This window comes from Stackebrandtia nassauensis DSM 44728 (assembly GCF_000024545.1).
Lineage (GTDB): Bacteria > Actinomycetota > Actinomycetes > Mycobacteriales > Micromonosporaceae > Stackebrandtia > Stackebrandtia nassauensis.
Genome location: NC_013947.1, coordinates 448,743 through 465,478, shown reverse-complemented (window position 1 = coordinate 465,478; position 16,736 = coordinate 448,743). Strand labels below are relative to the sequence as shown.

Sequence of the window (16,736 nt, the reverse complement as noted above, 5' to 3'; positions counted from 1 at the left end):
GTTATTGGCGGCGCAGCCGGGTATGCGGGGTGGTGGAGGGGCGGGGTGGGTGGGGCGTCCAGGTGGAGTGGGGGTTGGGGGGTGGGTCGTCGTCGGATTGGGTGTCGTTGCCGTCGCAGCTGGTTTTCGGGTCGGCTCGGTAGTAGTAGGTGATGGTGGTGTCGGTGCTGGCGGTTGTGTTGGGGCGAGGGGATTGTCGGTAGACGACGCACTGTTTTTTGCCGTCTTGCGGGTCGGTGCGGACCGGGTTGTGGTTGTGGAATCCGTGTTGGTTGAGGAGGGCGGTGGCGTCGTTGGGGTTCTTGCCTTTGAGGCGGGGTACCGAGGCGGTTTCGTCGTTGCCGCCGTCGTCGTTGTCGTTCGCGGGGGTGGGGGTGTCGGCTTCTTCGGCGGATTCGGGGGTGGAGTCGTCGGACGAGTTCTTGTTGCTCTTGTCGTCGACGTCGGGGGTTTCGGATTGGCCGGGGGCGGGGGTGTCGTCCTGGGCGGGTTCGTCGCTTTCGGCGACTATGCCCGGGAACTGTTGTCCCCCGTTTCCGCCGTTGTCGCCGTGGCCCGGGAAGCCGGGGATTTGCCAGGGCAGTTGCCACAGCAGGATCGACAGGATGGCGATGACCACGGCCATCGCGCCTTGGATGAGCCATTGGAGTTTGCGTTTGGGGGCGCGGGCGGGGGTTTCGGGGTCTGGTGTGGAGGTGGGTTCGGGCGGGGGTGCTGGGGTGTCGGGGTTTCGGATGCCCTGCGCGAACTCGGCCATGGTCTGCCAGCGGTGTTCGGGGCGTTTGCGTAGCGCCATGAGGATGGCGTGGGAGACGTGGGCGGGGATTTCCTCGGGCAGCGGTGGGGGTGGTTCGTAGAGGTGGCTGTTGAGGACGGCGGCGGGTACGTCGGACGCGAAGGGTGGGGAGCCGGTGAGGCATTCGTAGGCGACGACGCCCAGTGAGTAGATGTCGGTGCTGGGGGTCGGTTCCTCGTCGGCGATCTGGTCCGGGCACACGTAGGCCAGGGTGCCCAGGAAGATGCCGGAGTCGGTGAGCCCGGCTTTGCCACGGAGGTGGGCGATGCCGAAGTCGATCAGTTTGACCGAGCCGTCGGGGGTGAGCAGGATGTTGGCGGGCTTGACGTCTCGGTGGATGATCCCGGCTTCGTGGGCGGCGCGCAGGCCCTCGGCGGCCTGGCCGATGACGCGGACGGTTTCGGGTACCGGTAGCGGACCGCGTTCGTCGAGGATCTCGGACAGGGGTCTGCCGTCGACGAGTTCCATGACCAGGTAGGAGCGGACGGCGCCGGAGCTGTCCTCTTCGCCGTAGTCGTACACTGTGGCCACGTGCTGGCCCTTGAGGCCCGCCACCAGGGTCGCTTCGCGGGCGAACCGTTCTCGGAACTGCTTGTTTTCGGACAGGCTTGAGTGCAGGAGTTTGACCGCCACCGGACGGTTCAGGCGGGTGTCGTCACCGCGCCAAACCTCTCCCATCGATCCGGATGCGATGCGCTCCTTCAAGAGATACCGGTTCGCCACCAAGTCTGGGCCGGTCACCTCGGAGTCCTCTTCTCGAGACATATCGACGTCTCATTGTGTCACGGATCACCGAGGGTTGCGAGGGGGTGGTCATGGGTTGATAGTCTACTGAGGAGATACGGGATTCGTTGCCACAGCCGTAAACTGGGGCTCGGTAGTAGTAGATGATGGTGGTGGAGGGGCTGGCTTCCGTGCCAGCGGACGGGGATTGGGCAGTGACGACGCAGTTCTCCTCGCCGGGTTTCTCGGATTGCGCCTTGCCGCTGGAGTTCTCGTAGCCGTGTTGCTGGAGGGTGTACTCGACCATGTAGGTCTGGGTGCCCTTCAGGTCGGGCACCGTTTGGCCGCCACCGGGATCGTCGTCGCCACTGGTGGGGTCGTCGGAGGGTTCGTCTGATTTGGACGCCGGGTCGCCGGGTTTGCCGGCGCTCTTGGTGGATTCGCTCGACTCGTCGTCGGGGCTGGTGGGGTCGTCGGATTCGTCATCGGTGCCCGAGTCGGCGGCGGCGCGTTGGTCGGGGATCGTGTCCTGATCGGACTGGCCGGAGAACAGGGATGGCCACAACAGCAGGACGGCGACCGCGATGAGGGCGAGGACGGTGATCAGGCCGACGAGCTGGAGGGTCATGCGGCGGCGTCCGGGTTTGGGGCGCGGGTCGGATGTGGCGCGGGGGGCGGGTTCGGGGGTGGGGGTCGCGGGTGAGGTGGGCGCCGGGGGCGGGGTGGCGGCGGCCTCGCGCAGGGCGGAGGCGAACTCGGCGGCGCTCTGCCAGCGGTTGACGGCGCGTTTGCGGATCGCCTTGAGGATGACCTCGGCGATAGGTTCGGGGACGCGAGGCGGCAGCGGGGCGGGGGTGCGGGACAGGTGGCCCGCCAGGGTCTCGGCGGGAACGTCGCTGCCGAACGGCGGGGCTCCGGCGAGGCATTCGTAGGCGACGATGCCGAGCGCGTAGACGTCGACGCCGGGGGTGAGCCGCCAGTGGGTGATCTGTTCGGGGGACAGATAGGCCAGGGTGCCGAGGATCTTGCCGGACTCGTCGCCGGTGGACTCGTCGCGGGCGCTGGCGATGCCGAAGTCGATCAGTTTGACGGCGAAGTCGTTGGTGATGAGGATGTTGCCGGGCTTGACGTCCCGGTGCACGATGCCGGCGACGTGGGCGGCGTGCAGGGCCTCGGCGGCCTCGGTGATGACCCGGACGGTCTCGTGGACGTGGAGCCTGGGCTTTTGGGTGAGCAGTTCGGCCAGCGAGCGGCCCTTGATCCATTCCATGACCAGATAGGACCGGACGGTGTCGCCGTCGGGTTCCTCGCCGTATTCGTACACGGTGGCGATCTGGGGCGAGTTGAGAGCGGCCACCACTGTGGCCTCGGACTTGAAGCGGACACGGGCGGCTGCGGACTCGGACAGGTCGGCGTGCAGGAGCTTGACCGCCACGGTGCGCGCGCGGCGGGTGTCACTCGCCCTCCATACTTCACCCATGGTTCCGGAGGCCACGCGTTCTTCGAGGAGATACCGCCTGGCCACCAGATCCCTTGGTTCAACCACAGTCTTGTCCCATCGAAACTTTTAGAGGCTTCATTTTTACATGGGACGGACGCCCGGGTGGGCCAGCGCGTGGGCCGAACTAGGGGCCCGGCCCCCACGAAGGTGCGGGGTAACCCCTGACGAAGGTTCGGGGTCGGTTCGGCCGCGAGAATGACGCGCGGAGGGTGTCGGGGCCGTAGCGTCAAGCTGTGTCCACCATAACCATTGAAGCGCTCACTAAGCGCTACTCGCGAGTCACGGCGCTGGATCAGCTGACCGTGGACGTCCCTGAGGGCGTCTGCGGGTTGGTCGGTGCCAACGGCGCGGGAAAGTCCACACTCATCAAGATCCTGCTGGGTCTGTCTACTCCCACCGCCGGGCGGGCGAGTGTCCTGGGGTACGACATCGCCAGCCACGGGCCGGAGATCCGCCAGCTCGTCGGGTACATGCCCGAGCACGACTGTCTGCCGCCGGACGTGTCGGCCGCCGAGTTCGTCATGCACATGGCGCGGATCTCGGGGCTGCCGACCGGCGCCGCCCGGGAACGCACCGCCGACACGCTGCGGCACGTCGGGCTGATGGAGGAGCGTTACCGGCGCATGGGCGGCTACTCCACCGGCATGAAGCAGCGCGTGAAGCTGGCGCAGGCGCTGGTCCACGACCCGAAGCTGGTGTTCCTGGACGAGCCGACCAACGGGCTGGACCCGGTGGGGCGCGACGAGATGCTGGACCTGATCCGGCGGATCCACACGAAGTTCGGCATCTCGGTGCTGGTCACCTCGCACCTGCTGGGCGAGCTGGAACGCACCAGCGACCACGTCATCATCATCGACGGCGGCCGGTTGCTGAAGTCCCGCAGTACCGGGGAGCTGACCAGCCAGACCCACACGCTGATCCTGGAGGTGCTGGATCCGGCCGGGGGCGCGGACGCCGCCGACCGGGCGCAGGCGAGCCTGGAGGCCAGCGGGCTGGGGGTGCGCCGGGCCGGGGAGCTGATGTACGTGCCCGCCACCGACGAGTCCACTTTCGATTCCATTCGCGACACCGTCGCGCACGCGGGGCTGGGGCTGGTGCGGTTGCAGCGCGACCGGCACCACATCGCCGAGATCTTCGCCGAGAACACGCCCGAAGGGAGCCAGGACCATGTCGTCACCGGTTAACGGTCTGCCGAATTCGGGGGTCATCCACAACATCGGCTACCGCCGCTACGAGGGGGCGCGGCTGGACAGCTTCAACATCGCCAAGGCGCTGTACTCGCAGACGCTGCGCGGTTCCTACGGCATCGGACGCGGCATCGTCGCGAAGCTGTTCCCGTGGTTCCTGGTGGGGGCGATCCTGTTGCCCGCCTTCATCATCATGGCGATCATGAACTTCCAGAAGCAGCCGATCCTGGAGATCAGCGACTACACGATGTTCGTCCAGGCGGTTCCGGCGCTGTTCCTGGCGGTGCAGGCGCCGCACGCGGTGTCCCGGGACCTGCGGTTCGGGGTCATGCCGCTGTACCTGTCACGGCCGCTGACCTACCGCGGCTACGTGCACGCGAAGATCGCCGGGGTGTGGACGGGCCTGTTCGCGCTCATGGCCGCGCCGCTGCTGATCCTGTACCTGGCCAACCTGCTCATCAAACTCCCCTTCGGAGACAGCACACTGGACCTCGGCGCCTCGCTGTTCGGCTGCGCGCTGCTGGCGGCGCTGTTCACGATGCTGGGGCTGCTCATCGCCTCGGTGACGCCGAGGCGCGGCCTGGGTGTCGCGGCCATCATCGCCGTCCTGATGGGAAGCTTCGGCGTCGCCAGCTTCGCCCAGACCTTCCTGATGGAGTTCGGGTCGACCAGCTCGGCGCACATGGCGGGCATGCTGTCGCCGGTGACGCTGTACCAAGGGGTGCAGGCATTCCTGTTCGACACCAAACAGACCCTGGTCAACATCCGTCCGGACCTGGCCATCGGCGGGGTGCTGACCCTCGTCACCATCGCGATCCTGGTGTTGAGCTACCTGCTGTTGATGGCGCGCTACCGGAAGGTGTCCTCCCAATGAGTACTATCCAGATAGATCGCGTCTCCAAGTGGTTCGGCCACGTGGTCGCCGTCAACGACGTGACGATGACGGTGGCGCCGGGAATCACCGGACTGCTGGGCCCCAACGGGGCCGGGAAGACCACGCTGCTCAACATGATGGGCGGTTTCGCCGGCCCGTCCTCGGGAACCGTCACTTTGGACGGTGTACCGACCTGGCGCAACGAGGAGATCTACCGCACCATCGGCATGGTGCCCGAGGCCGAGGCCATGTACGACTTCCTCACCGGGGAACAGTTCGTGCTGGCCAACGCGAAACTGCACGGCCTGCCCGATCCGGGTGCCGCCGCCAGGCGCGCCATCGACACCGTCGAGATGGCCCCGGCCGCGGGCCGCGCCATCGAGACCTACTCCAAGGGCATGCGGCAGCGCATGAAGATGGCCGCGGCGCTGGTCCACGACCCGGCGGTGCTGCTGTTGGACGAACCGTTCAACGGCATGGATCCCCGGCAGCGGTTGCAGCTGATGGACATGCTGCGCCGTATGGGTTCCGAGGGCCGCACGGTGCTGTTCAGCTCGCACATCCTCGAGGAGGTCGAGCAGCTGGCCACCCACATCGAGGTGATGGTGTCCGGACGGCACGCGGCCTCCGGGGACTACCGGGCGATCCGGCGGCTCATGACCGACCGGCCGCACCGGTACACGCTGCGCAGCGACGACGACCGGGGCCTGGCCTCGGCGCTGGTCGCCGAGGGCGTCGTGGGCGCGGTGCAGGTCGACGGCGAGGACAACGCGCTGCACGTCCAGACCAGTGACTTCGGACGGTTCACGGTGTCGTTGCCGAAGATCGCCCGCGACAACAAGATCCGTCTCTACGACGTCAGTCCCGCCGACGAGTCACTGGAGAGTGTCTTCGGCTACCTGGTGAGGAGCTAGCACCGACATGAATTCCACAATCGCCCGCCTCACCTTCTCTAGTCTGCTGCGACGCTGGCGCGGCCTGCTGCTGGCGCTGCTGCCGATCGTGTTGCTGCTGTTGTCGGCGGCGGTGCGCGGCATGGTGCCGACCGAGGCGGCCCGCAACGCCGCCGATCCGCTGCTGGGCAACCTGAACATGGCCACGTTCGTGCCGCTGATCGCGCTGATCGTCGGCACCGGCGCCATCAGCACCGAGATCGACGACGGCTCCATCGTGTACATGCTGACCAAACCACTGTCGCGCTGGAAGATCGCGCTGACGAAGTACGCGGTCGCGGTGGCGACGGCACTGGCCTTCGCCGCGGTGCCGACCTTCCTGGCCGGGCTGATCCTGGCCGGGGTGTCCGACGGGGTCGCGATCGGATACGGCCTGGCCGCGGCCATCGCCAGCATCATCTACTGTGCACTGTTCATCATGATCGGTGTGCTGTCCCGGCAGGCCGTCATCATCGGGCTGATCTACGTGGTGCTGTGGGACAGCCTGGTGGCCGGTCTCGTCGACGGCGCCAAGAACCTCAGCGTCCAGTACTGGGCCGAGGCCATCGCCTCAACCGTCGCGCCCAACGCCATCACCGCGCAGATCAACGTGGTCGCCGCCGCCGTGCTGGCGGTCGTGGCCACCGGTGCCGCGCTGTGGTACGGCGGCCGACGGCTGCGGTCGCTGACCCTGGCCGGAGAGTCCTGATCCCACCACCCCAACACCGGCCCCGCCTCGAAGCCGAGGCGGGGCCGGTGGCGTTTGCTCGCATGTTCATGCCAAGCGCCGACGAGGTCGCGGCCGCCGTAACCGAAGATCGTTACAGTTCCAGCATGCAGTCACCCCCGCCACTACTCGCGAGTCTGCTGGCCGCCGTGCGGGCGGCCCCCGACGACGTGCCGTTGCGCGTGCACGTCAGTCAGGTCCTGCTGGACCACGACCGGGCCGCCGAGGCCCTGGAGCACTGTTCGGTGGTACTGGCCAGGGAACCCGGCAACGCCGAGGCCCTGGCACTGCTACGACGCGCCACCGCCGCGCTGTCCGGAACCCCCGAACCCATTACCGACGAACCCGCGACCGAACCCGAGGAGTCGACCGGCTTCGACTGGACCCGCGCCGAGCGGGAGGTCAGCGCCGAGACCGTCAATCCGCGCACCGACCCGGTCACCGAGGACATCGAGACCTCGACGGTCACACTCGCCGACGTCGCCGGGATGGAGGCGGTCAAGAAACGGCTGGAGATCGCGTTCCTGGGCCCGATGCGCCGCCCCGACATGGCCGCCGCCTTCGGCAAGTCCACCTCCGGTGGCCTGCTGCTGTACGGGCCGCCCGGCTGCGGCAAGACCTACATCGCCCGGGCGCTGGCCGGGCAGCTGCGCGCCAAGTTCCTGGCCGTGGAGATCACCGACGTCCTGGACGCCTATGTCGGCGACCGGGAACGGCACATCGCCGAGGTGTTCGCGACCGCCCGGCTCAACGCGCCGTGCGTCCTGTTCTTCGACGAGCTGGACGCGTTGGGGCAGAAGCGTTCCCACCTGCGCCACGACAGCTGGCTGCGCACCGTCGTCAACACGCTCCTCAACGAGATGGACTCGGTCAACTCCCGCAACGACGGCGTGTTCGTCCTGGGCGCCACCAACCACCCGTGGGACGTGGACTCGGCGCTGCGCCGCCCCGGCCGCTTCGACCGGATGGTGCTGGTGCTGCCGCCCGACCGACCCGCGCGGCTGGCGCTGCTGAACATGCAGCTGGCGGGCCGTCCGCTGGGCGAACTCGACGTGGACGCGCTGGCCGAGGCCACCGGCGACTACTCCGGCGCCGACCTCAAGCACCTGGTCGACTCGGCCGCCGAACTGGCGCTGTCGGACTCGATGGTGCGCGGCGAGGTCCGTCCCATCTCGATGGACGACTTCGGCAAGGTCCTCAAGGAGGTCAAGCCCTCCACCGGCCCGTGGCTGGACACCGCCCGCAACGTCACCGCCTTCGGCAACTCCGACGGCACCTACGACGACCTGCGCGACTACCTGAAGCGGCGCAGACGCGGATGAGCGAGGCACGCGAAGCCGTCACGGAGTCCCCGTCGGACATCACCGCGCGGGTCGACCGGTACACGGCCGTGGGCCGGTTCGCCGAGGCCGAGCGGATGGTCCGGCGCGCGCTGGTGACCTACCCCGAGCACATCAACCTGCTCAACAAGCTGTCCTACACGCTGTTCAGTCAGCAACGCTACGACGAGGACCTGGAGGTCACCGACAAGGCACTGGCCCTGGACCCGAACGAACCGGTGCTGTACTGGCGGCGCAGCTGGACCCTGTGGCGACTGGATCGCCGCGACGAGGCGATCGCACTCGCCCGCCGCTCACTGGAACTCGACCCGCACCGGGAACTGCGACACGCGGTCTTCGAGGACCTGGGCCGCTACTACAACTGGGAGGGCAGGCATCCCGAGGCGTTCGAGATCACCGAACGGGGCCTGACCGAGTTCCCCGGCGACACGGCGCTGCTGGAGGTGGCCGGGGAGGCGCTGCGGCGGCAGAGCCGCTACTACGAGGCCGACGTGTACTACCGGGCGTCCCTTGAGGCCGATCCGCACCTGGGGATCAACTGGTACGGCAAGGCGCTCAACGACATGATGCTGGGCCGGGCACGAGCCTCGCTGGCGGGTTTCGCCCACTCGATGGTGCTGGAACCCGACGACGACTGGCGCGCCGAACGGGTCCGGTACTTCATGGGCTGGCCGATCTCGGGTTACGCCGCGTCGTTCCGCTGGACCCTGCCGCTCGCCTCGGCCACGGCGCTGCTGAACCCGTCGGGAACCGGATGGCCGCGCTGGTTCGGCCTCGTCCTGCTGGCCCTGACACTCGCGCACGCGACCAGCTGGCTGTACCGGGGCGGAAAGCTCTCGTGGACGGCGCTGCCACGGCTGCTGCCGCTGGAGAAACTGTCGATAACGCTGCCCGCGGTGCTGGCGACCCTCGGTCTGGCCGCTGCGGTGTCCGCGCTGCTCACCGGAAGCGCACCGCTCGGCTGGCTCGGCCTGGCCGCCGGAGTGCTGCTGTGGCCAGCGTTCGGCTTCGACAACGCCCTCAACCCCAACGAGAGCCGCGACTCCTCGCTGCCGCGCCGCACGCTGGCCAACACCCAGTGGTGGATCATCGACGACTTCACCGGCCACCCGAAGAAGCAGTGGGACCGGTTGCGGCACAACCTGAAGCGCGACAAGTCCACTCCGGCGCACATCAGCCCACCGTCGGACGACTGAGCCGCCCCGGGCACCGTCGACCGACGCATGAGGCTCCACGATGGAACGCGATGACGCGCGCGCCGTCGCCACGCGCGCCGCCGACTACACGAAGCTGCGACGCGGCGCCGCAGCCGAACGCATGCTGCGCGCGGCCCTGACCAGCGAACCCGGCAACGGCGTCCTGCTCATCGAACTGGCTCGCGCCCTACACGCGCAGAAACGGCACGACGAGGCCCTGTCGGCCGCCGAAAGTGGGACGACATCCGGCGCCGCATGACCTGGCCGATCATCGAGGTTCACGCGGGTCTGCGCTGGAGCCTGCCACCGCTCGCCCTGGCCGCGCTCCTTTGCGCCGCGACTGACAGCGTGGGCTCGAACGCCCTGGGCTGGACCGTCACAGCCGCCCCTCTCGCGGCACTCGCCCACGCGACGCACTGGGCGATACGTGCCGGATCCCGAGGGTGGCGCGCCATCGGCCGAGTCCCACGGCCCCAACGCATCACGCTGACGGCCGGGCTCGGACTCGGCGCTTCCGGTCTGACGGCCGTGATCGTCAGCGTCTGGACCGCGTCCACTGTCCTGGCAGCTAGCGGCCTGGTCGCGGGCCTGGCACTGTGGCCGGTCCTGGCGTATGAATGGGCTCCCCCACCGTTCAAGAAGCGGCTTCTCTCGCCGCTGCCCAGACTCGGAAGACCGTCACGCGAATGACTTCAGGGCTCGACACCGCCGACATCACGAGCAGGGTGAACCGCTACGTCGATGTCGGACGCCACGCCGAGGCCGAGCGGATCGTCCGACGAGCCCTCCATACCGATCCCGGCAACATCTCACTGCTCAACGATCTGAGCTACACGCTGTACAAGCAGAAACGCCACGACGAGATGCTGGAAGTCTGCCGGACCGCGCTGGCGATCGAACCGGACTCACCCGACATGCTGCAACGGCTGGGACTGGCCCTCGAAGCACTCGGGCGCCGCGCCGAAGCCATCGAGGCGACGTCCCGGGGCCTGGAACAGGCACCGGACCACCACTACCTGATGCGCGACCACGCGCACCTGCTTCTCCTCGACGGCCTGAACCACGAAGCGGTCGCAGGATTTCGCCGAGCTCTGGAGGTGTACCCCGACGACGCGGTACTGATGGGCCTCCTCGGCGACGCACTGCTGCAAGTGGACGAATTCCGCGAAGCCCACGAGCTGCTCACCGCGTCACTGGCCGACAGGCCCGAATCGGCAGACGCGTTGCTGTCACTGGGAACCGCTCAGATGTTCCTCTTCCACGTGCGCGCCTCGCTGAAGACCCTCGCCCTGACGGTGAGAGCCGATCCCGACGACGCCCGACGCTGCGCGGTCGTCCGCTACCTGATGGCCTGGCCCATCAGCCACATCTACTCCGCTCTCCGGTGGTCCCTCCCGGCGGCAGCCCTCGCCGCGTTGACGGCGAGCCTGCTGGGCACCACCGACTGGCTTCAGTGGACGATCACTGGCTTCACGTTCGCGGCGTTCGCCTATTCGGCGCACTGGTTCGCCCGGGGCGGCCTCCCCGCCTGGCGAGCCCTGTTCCGGCTGCCGCCCGGCGAGATCGCCCTGACGGCAACCGGCATCGGCCTGGGTTACGGCGGCTGCGTCGCCGTCCTGGCGGCGACCTGGCTGTCCAGCCCGCTGCTGGCAGGCATCGGCCTCGCGGCAACAGCTCTCATGTGGATCGTCGAAGCGGTCGAATGGTCCCTGGATCCCGACGAGGACCAGACCGTCCCGCTGCACCGCCGCACGCTGGCCAACCTGCGCCCGATCGTCAAGGACGACCTGACCGTCCTGAAGCAACTGCGGGCCCGCCGCGAACTGCGCCGCGCTCGCGCGACTGCCGCGACCGAGCCGTCGCGCCAGGCCAGCAGCCAGCCTCCTCGCTAGCTGAGCAACCCAGCTTCCTTGACCGACTTCAGCGACGGCTTCACCTGGTGGGTCGGCCCGGCCGTCACCGCGTCCAGCGTCTTCAAACCCTCGCCGGTGTTGTAGATGACGGTCTCGGCCTCCGGGTCGAGACGGCCCTCGGCCAGCAGCTTCTTCAAGGTCGCGACCACGACCCCACCGGCGGTCTCGGCGAACACGCCCGTGGTGCGGGCCAACAGCCGAATCCCCTCGCGGATCTCGTCGTCGTCCACATCGGCCATCCAGCCACCGGTGCGACGCACCGACTCGATCGCGTAAGGGCCCGCGGCCGGATCACCGATGTTCAGCGACTTGGCGATGCCGGTCGGCTTGACCGGAGTGATCTCGTCGGTGCCCGCGCGCAGCGCGGTCGCGATCGGGTTGCAGCCGCTCGACTGGGCGCCGAACACCTTGACCTCGGACGGGTCGACGAGCCCGATCTCGCCCATCTCGGTGAAAGCCTTGTCCACCTTGGTGAGCAGCTCGCCCGAGGCCATCGGGATGACGACCTGTCGCGGCAGCCGCCAGCCCAGCTGTTCGGCGACCTCGTAGCCCAGCGTCTTGGACCCCTCGGCGTAGAACGGCCGCACGTTGACGTTGACGAACGCGGTGTTCTCGAACTCGTCGGTCTCGGTCAGTTCGCTGCACAGCCGGTTGACGTCGTCGTAGGAACCCTCGATCGCCACCAGCTGTCCACCATAGACTGCGGTGGTGATGACCTTGCCGGGTTCCAGGTCGTAGGGGATGAACACGATGGACGGTTTACCGGCGCGCGCCGCGTGGGCGGCCACCGAGTTGGCGAGGTTGCCCGTCGACGCGCACGCGAACCGGTCGAAGCCCAGCTGCGATGCCGCCGTCAGCGCCACCGACACGACCCGGTCCTTGAACGAGTGGGTGGGGTTGGCGCTGTCGTCCTTGACCCACAACGCTTTCATACCCAACTCAGCAGCGAGGTTGTCGGCCTTGACCAACGGGGTCATGCCCGGATTCAGGGTGACCCGGGTGGCGGCGTCGACCCCGGCGGGCAGCAGCGCGGCGTAGCGCCAGATGTTGTCCGGTCCACTCTCGATCTGCTCGCGGGTGACCTTGGCCAGCGCGGTGGCGTCGTAGTCGACCTCCAGCGGCCCGAAACACTCCCAACACGCGTGCTGGGCGGCCAGCGGGTAGGTGGCGGAACAGCCCCGGCACACCAGGCCGACGGCGGGGGAATCGGTGAATACAGAGGTGGTGGTCATCGCGGTTCCTTCTCGTCGCGGGGCTTTGAGCTACCTCGCGAAAGGAAGCCGCAGCCTCATCTTCCCGGCGCGGTCACGCCGGACGGATTTGGCACCTGCCCGGATGGGTGGTTGCCGCGGTGTCGCAGGGCCGTTCCCTCGACCGCTCTTGATGAAGTACGCGCGCCAGTTTACGCGACCGAGGTGACCGCCGCATCATGACGGCGCTCACCTGCACTTGCACATCGGTGACGGCAAGACCTGTCGCGTCTCGGCACTATTCACTGAAACATTGCTTCCCCATCGCCAGCGCAGACGTGCCCGAAAAATACTGTTATGTCATGAAATAGGGCTGCTCTTGGGTTGCACCGTCCTGTTCCACTGACGGATACGTGGTATCCGGTGGCCGCCACCGGCTCTCCAGCAAGTACCCGGCCGAAAGGAATCCAAGGTGAATGACGCCCAAGGCGACGGCGGAGGCGGGGGCTCCGCCGTAGGTTCGGAGCTCGCGAAAGCCTCGAAGCAGATTCGACGCTTGGCCACCGGTCGAGAATTCGAGGACGAGGGATATCAGTTCGCATGGACGGACGGCGACAAGGATGACTACGAGAACCCGGGTTGGCTTGAATCGGATTGGAAGCAGCTGACTCTGGATCGATACCTCGCGGGCCCTGAATCGAACACCAAGTACGGCCCGGCGAACAAAGGCCAGAATTCGACCTATTACGTCGTAGAGGGAAGTGAGGTCTACTACTACAAATATGACAAGTTTGCCTGGGTCACCGACCTGCTGAGCGAGTTCGGCAAAGGCAGCCCCAGCGGGCTTCACGACATCTGTAAGTCGGTCAAGGGCGTACCTCCGAAGCTGTGCGCCAAAGGCGACTGGCCCAAGGAGCTCGACAAGTTCAAACGCGAATACTCGCTCAAAGAAATAGCTGGCGAGGAGGTCCTTCTCGACTCGGGAGTCAGTGAGATGGAGCGTTGGTCGGGAGAAGCTGCGGCCACATTCGTCCTCGCGTTCGGCGAGAACCTCACCAAATGGGAGGAAGCCCTTTGGGGAATGTACTTCCTGTCAGAAGCAGTGCTGGCTGGCGTCGAGGCTCAAACGGCCATAGTCATAGCCGCCCGCGACGACGCACTCACGATCGCGGAGAAGACCGCCAACGCTTTGGTGGCTGTCAATCACTGGTCGAAAGACGACCTACTTGTGGCGCTTGGCGTCGCGGCGGCCATCATCCCCGCGGCCCTGTCGTTCGGCGGATTCGCACTCACCGCCACCATCATCGGCGCGGGAATCGGGCTCAGCAACACCATGGTGTCGAATTCAGATTCGACGGGTGTGAGTGTCCCCGAAAGCGAGAAGAAGCACACCAAGCGGACAATGAACGGCGACAGTCCCGCCGACATATTGGACAGGTTCAGGACCGAGATCGGAACCATCAGGGAAGAGGCGTCCACACAGGAGGAGGAACTGGCGAACAAGTTGGAGAGGGTCTATAACTCGTCCCTCGACATACGGACGGAAAAACTCGAGATCACCTATCCCGACGGCAGCAAGTCCCCAGCCGACAGTGGTCTCGGCAAACGCGAGACGAAGGCTCACACATCGTACTTGAAGGACGCCGCGGTCACATCGTTCCCGCAGGCGGCGAGTTATGTTCTCGGGGCCAGGGACGAGGTGGCCCGCACCGCCGGTCTCGATTCCGACACCACGTTCCATAGTGAACATCGCGACAGTGTCTCCCCTGCCGCCGAACCCTGGCGACTGGTGCGTGATCTCCTGCAGGACATCACCGCGGCCAACGGAAAAAAGGTTGAAGACGCCGGAGAGGTCATCTTCAAGGCCGCAGTGGATATGGAACTCGTGGACGGCGAAGAAGCCGCCAACATCGAGAAGACCTATGACGACCTGGGGACAGGCGAAAGCGGCAGAAAGCACAAGGCCATCCCATGACGAACTCGCTCATAGACAGCTTCGAACGCATGATCGTCAGGGCAACTTCGCCCGACGGTCGCATCCTCGCCACCTACAACAACCAGCGACGCCTACGGTTGGGTTTCAGCGATGATGACAGCTTCTACGAGTACGACGTCGAGTCGCTGACCCGCCAGATCAATGCGGTGTTGCGTGCACTCGAGAACGGCAGACAGGTTGGCGCCGACGAACTGCTCAAGCGCGCTGGTTTCACCGAGTCCGGCTCAGGCGAATCACATTGGAACGCCAACAACCGCCGCTATCGGCACGCCATACACGACATGTTCTGCTTCGGACATTCTCCTGACGGGTCGATCCATTTTGACGCCGACGGGGCGCTCACCGACATAGAGGTGGAGATCGAAGACGACGCTTTGAACCAGCTGGAACACTCGGCGTTCCTGAGTCAACTGCACGGTGCGTTCGCGGATCTGCTGCGGGACCATGCCGACAAGCGCTACCAACTCAAGCAACAGCACAACCTGCTGTTATCGCCACAACCGAGCCCCTGGCCGAAAACCATCACTGGAGACTGGCATGAACGAGAAGACCGATTCCGAGTCCGGAGCACGCCTCCGGAAGCGCCGCAAGTGGCTGTGGTGGAGCATTTTTCTGTCCGTGTTGGTGCTCTTGGTCGGCACTGCCACCGTTGTCCTGGGTGGCTACTTCACCGAGAAGGGGAAATGTCCGGAATCCATACCTTCCACCGGGGTTAAGGAACCGGTGGGCGAGGCCAATGAGAAGTGGCTCAAGCTGGTTGACAGCGGATTCACACCCTTCGACAAAGGGCCGGTAAAAGGTGCTGCCGAAGACCTTTCGTTCGGGTATCTGCTGAAGAACACATCCGAGTACGTGCTCTACAACGCCGACATTGACGTGAGCTTCAAGGACGCCAACGGCGACGACCCGACCGCGCTGCTCAAGAAATCGGATCAGCGGGAGAACGCCAGTGTTCTTGACAGCGTGAATATCCCCGTCATTTTCCCAGGTCAAACTGTCGGCATGGGTTCAAGTATCGCCATATGGACAGAGCACGGCGAAGATCCTGAGACCGGCGAGCCCGTTGATCTCGAGAAGATCGACTACGACAAGTTGACTCTGGACATCGATATGGCGTCCGGACAATGGTGGGAGCCGAGCAACGACAAGTTGGACTTCACCAGAGTCGCCGCCAAGTCTGTGGACGTCGTTGACAGCGAATCCTCCGAACATGAGTACCTTGACGGTCGCGAATGGCTGTCGGCTGACATTGAGTACCTCGTTGAGTCCAAGGCATGCCAAGACCTGAAGGCTTACAAACCATCTACTGTGGTTTTCGACGCGGAGAACAAGATCGTTGGGGGAGACATCTCCGGCTCCAAGGGGGACACCGGCGAGGGCGGAACTTACCGGGCCAACTCCGATGACGTGAGGTACGAGGTGACCGAACTACTCCCCGAGGGCGGGGCGGTCAAGGTTTATCCGTACGCGCGTCCGACCAAGCCAAAGCTCGAATAGCGACAGTCGTCTACGCCTAGTAGGGCAGGGTTGACGCGTAGTCGACGTGGAAGGCCTCGAGCGTGGACTGGGCCTCGTTGACGATCGTGGAGTCGTCGCTGTCGATGGAGCCGATGGTCAGGACCAGGAAGTCGCCGCTGGGTTCGACGTAGCCGTAGACCTCCATGGAGTCGTCGTAGACGCCGCTCTCCTCGTGGAGGCGGAAGCTGGTGAACTCCATGTCGGAGGCGGCCATGGCCGCGCCGGTGTCGCCGAAGGCGAGGATCAGTTGGGCGATGCCCAGGTGGCCGTCGGCGGATTCGTAGGCGGCCTCGATGCCGTAGGCGCAGCCCAGGTCGTTGAGTTCCTGTTGGGCGGAGCCGAGGCCGACGTCGCAGCAGCCCTCGTGGTTCCAGCGGCCGGTGCGGTCGGCGGTGACGTTGTCGTCGATCGAGTTGGTCCAGACCTTGTCCTCATAGAACCGTTCGGCGGTGAGCGGTTCGCCCTCGGGGGCCGGGCCGGGTTCGCATTCGATGGCGACGTCGGAGCTGGCGGCGGCGTCCGGGGAGGGGCCGCCGGACGGGCCGTCGGGGATGACGAACAGGGCGGTGACCAGGCCGATGATCGCGACTCCCGCCAGGCCGACCAGAAGTGCCCACTTGGTCTTGTCGCGCGGTTCGTCGTCCAACGGTGGTGGGGCGAGTGGTGGCGCGGTGGTGGGGTACTGCGGGTACAGAGGGCGTGGCGCCGGTCCCGCCGGGGCACGCATGTCGGGCGCGCCGTTGACCGGCTCTCCCAGCCCCTGCGGTGGGTTGGACACCTCTTACCTCCCAGACCTGCCGCCGGTTCGGGTTCGGCGGCTCCCATCGATAGTGCCAGGCGACG

At 66.3% G+C, this 16,736-nt stretch carries 15 protein-coding genes and 1 riboswitch; of the genes, 11 read left to right on the top strand and 4 right to left on the bottom strand.

What is annotated here, in order from left to right; all coding sequences use genetic code 11:
- Nucleotide 1: 1 nt before the first annotated feature.
- Together SNAS_RS32260 and SNAS_RS37095 are read right to left on the bottom strand one after the other, a co-directional pair.
- Entirely contained in the window at nucleotides 2-1,474 is a 1,473-nt protein-coding gene (locus tag SNAS_RS32260) for a serine/threonine-protein kinase (protein WP_013015742.1), read from the bottom strand.
- Nucleotides 1,452-3,014 (bottom strand): serine/threonine-protein kinase, encoded by a 1,563-nt coding sequence (locus SNAS_RS37095; protein WP_083786998.1) that lies wholly within the window; start codon nucleotides 3,012-3,014, stop codon nucleotides 1,452-1,454. Before SNAS_RS37095 ends, SNAS_RS32260 begins: the two co-directional genes overlap by 23 nt.
- A 239-nt stretch (nucleotides 3,015-3,253) precedes the next feature.
- On the opposite strand from SNAS_RS37095, the gene SNAS_RS02255 reads away from it, so the two are divergent.
- The 9 genes from SNAS_RS02255 (at nucleotide 3,254) to SNAS_RS02215 (ending at nucleotide 11,168) form a co-directional block, all read left to right on the top strand.
- Nucleotides 3,254-4,204, top strand: coding sequence for an ABC transporter ATP-binding protein (locus tag SNAS_RS02255; protein ID WP_013015740.1), 951 nt, complete (start codon nucleotides 3,254-3,256; stop codon nucleotides 4,202-4,204).
- Complete coding sequence (locus SNAS_RS02250; RefSeq protein ID WP_013015739.1) at nucleotides 4,188-5,081, top strand: hypothetical protein; 894 nt, start codon at nucleotides 4,188-4,190, stop codon at nucleotides 5,079-5,081. Before SNAS_RS02255 ends, SNAS_RS02250 begins: the two co-directional genes overlap by 17 nt.
- Nucleotides 5,078-5,995 carry an ABC transporter ATP-binding protein gene (locus tag SNAS_RS02245; protein ID WP_013015738.1) on the top strand — a complete coding sequence of 306 codons (918 nt, stop codon included), beginning with the start codon at nucleotides 5,078-5,080 and terminating at the stop codon, nucleotides 5,993-5,995. Before SNAS_RS02250 ends, SNAS_RS02245 begins: the two co-directional genes overlap by 4 nt.
- A 7-nt stretch (nucleotides 5,996-6,002) precedes the next feature.
- Nucleotides 6,003-6,722, top strand: coding sequence for an ABC transporter permease (locus tag SNAS_RS02240; RefSeq protein ID WP_013015737.1), 720 nt, complete (start codon nucleotides 6,003-6,005; stop codon nucleotides 6,720-6,722).
- Between the two features lie 125 nt (nucleotides 6,723-6,847).
- A complete protein-coding gene (locus tag SNAS_RS02235; protein ID WP_041625443.1) occupies nucleotides 6,848-8,062 on the top strand; it encodes an ATP-binding protein in 1,215 nt (404 codons plus the stop codon).
- Nucleotides 8,059-9,276, top strand: coding sequence for a tetratricopeptide repeat protein (locus SNAS_RS02230; RefSeq protein WP_013015735.1), 1,218 nt, complete (start codon nucleotides 8,059-8,061; stop codon nucleotides 9,274-9,276). Before SNAS_RS02235 ends, SNAS_RS02230 begins: the two co-directional genes overlap by 4 nt.
- A 40-nt stretch (nucleotides 9,277-9,316) precedes the next feature.
- Nucleotides 9,317-9,535, top strand: a complete 219-nt coding sequence (locus tag SNAS_RS02225; RefSeq protein ID WP_013015734.1) for a tetratricopeptide repeat protein — start codon at nucleotides 9,317-9,319, stop codon at nucleotides 9,533-9,535.
- Nucleotides 9,532-9,966, top strand: a complete 435-nt coding sequence (locus SNAS_RS35595; protein WP_013015733.1) for a hypothetical protein — start codon at nucleotides 9,532-9,534, stop codon at nucleotides 9,964-9,966. Before SNAS_RS02225 ends, SNAS_RS35595 begins: the two co-directional genes overlap by 4 nt.
- Complete coding sequence (locus SNAS_RS02215; protein WP_013015732.1) at nucleotides 9,963-11,168, top strand: tetratricopeptide repeat protein; 1,206 nt, start codon at nucleotides 9,963-9,965, stop codon at nucleotides 11,166-11,168. Before SNAS_RS35595 ends, SNAS_RS02215 begins: the two co-directional genes overlap by 4 nt.
- Here SNAS_RS02215 and thrC read toward each other — a convergent pair.
- The gene (gene thrC / locus SNAS_RS02210) at nucleotides 11,165-12,421 is read right to left on the bottom strand and encodes a threonine synthase (protein ID WP_013015731.1); all 1,257 of its coding nucleotides are present in this window, start codon (nucleotides 12,419-12,421) and stop codon (nucleotides 11,165-11,167) included. The two genes, SNAS_RS02215 and thrC, sit on opposite strands and share 4 nt — an antisense overlap.
- A 53-nt stretch (nucleotides 12,422-12,474) precedes the next feature.
- Nucleotides 12,475-12,579: riboswitch (SAM riboswitch) on the bottom strand.
- 272 nt (nucleotides 12,580-12,851) lie between these two features.
- Between thrC and SNAS_RS02205 the strand changes: the two genes are divergently transcribed.
- Both SNAS_RS02205 and SNAS_RS02195 read left to right on the top strand, forming a co-directional pair.
- The gene (locus tag SNAS_RS02205) at nucleotides 12,852-14,354 is read left to right on the top strand and encodes a hypothetical protein (RefSeq protein WP_013015730.1); all 1,503 of its coding nucleotides are present in this window, start codon (nucleotides 12,852-12,854) and stop codon (nucleotides 14,352-14,354) included.
- A 558-nt stretch (nucleotides 14,355-14,912) separates the two neighbouring features.
- Complete coding sequence (locus tag SNAS_RS02195) at nucleotides 14,913-15,872, top strand: hypothetical protein (RefSeq protein WP_013015729.1); 960 nt, start codon at nucleotides 14,913-14,915, stop codon at nucleotides 15,870-15,872.
- A 16-nt stretch (nucleotides 15,873-15,888) separates the two neighbouring features.
- Here the strand turns inward: SNAS_RS02195 and SNAS_RS02190 are convergent, their stop codons facing one another.
- Entirely contained in the window at nucleotides 15,889-16,671 is a 783-nt protein-coding gene (locus tag SNAS_RS02190; RefSeq protein ID WP_013015728.1) for a hypothetical protein, read from the bottom strand.
- Between the last annotated feature and the right edge of the window lie 65 nt (nucleotides 16,672-16,736).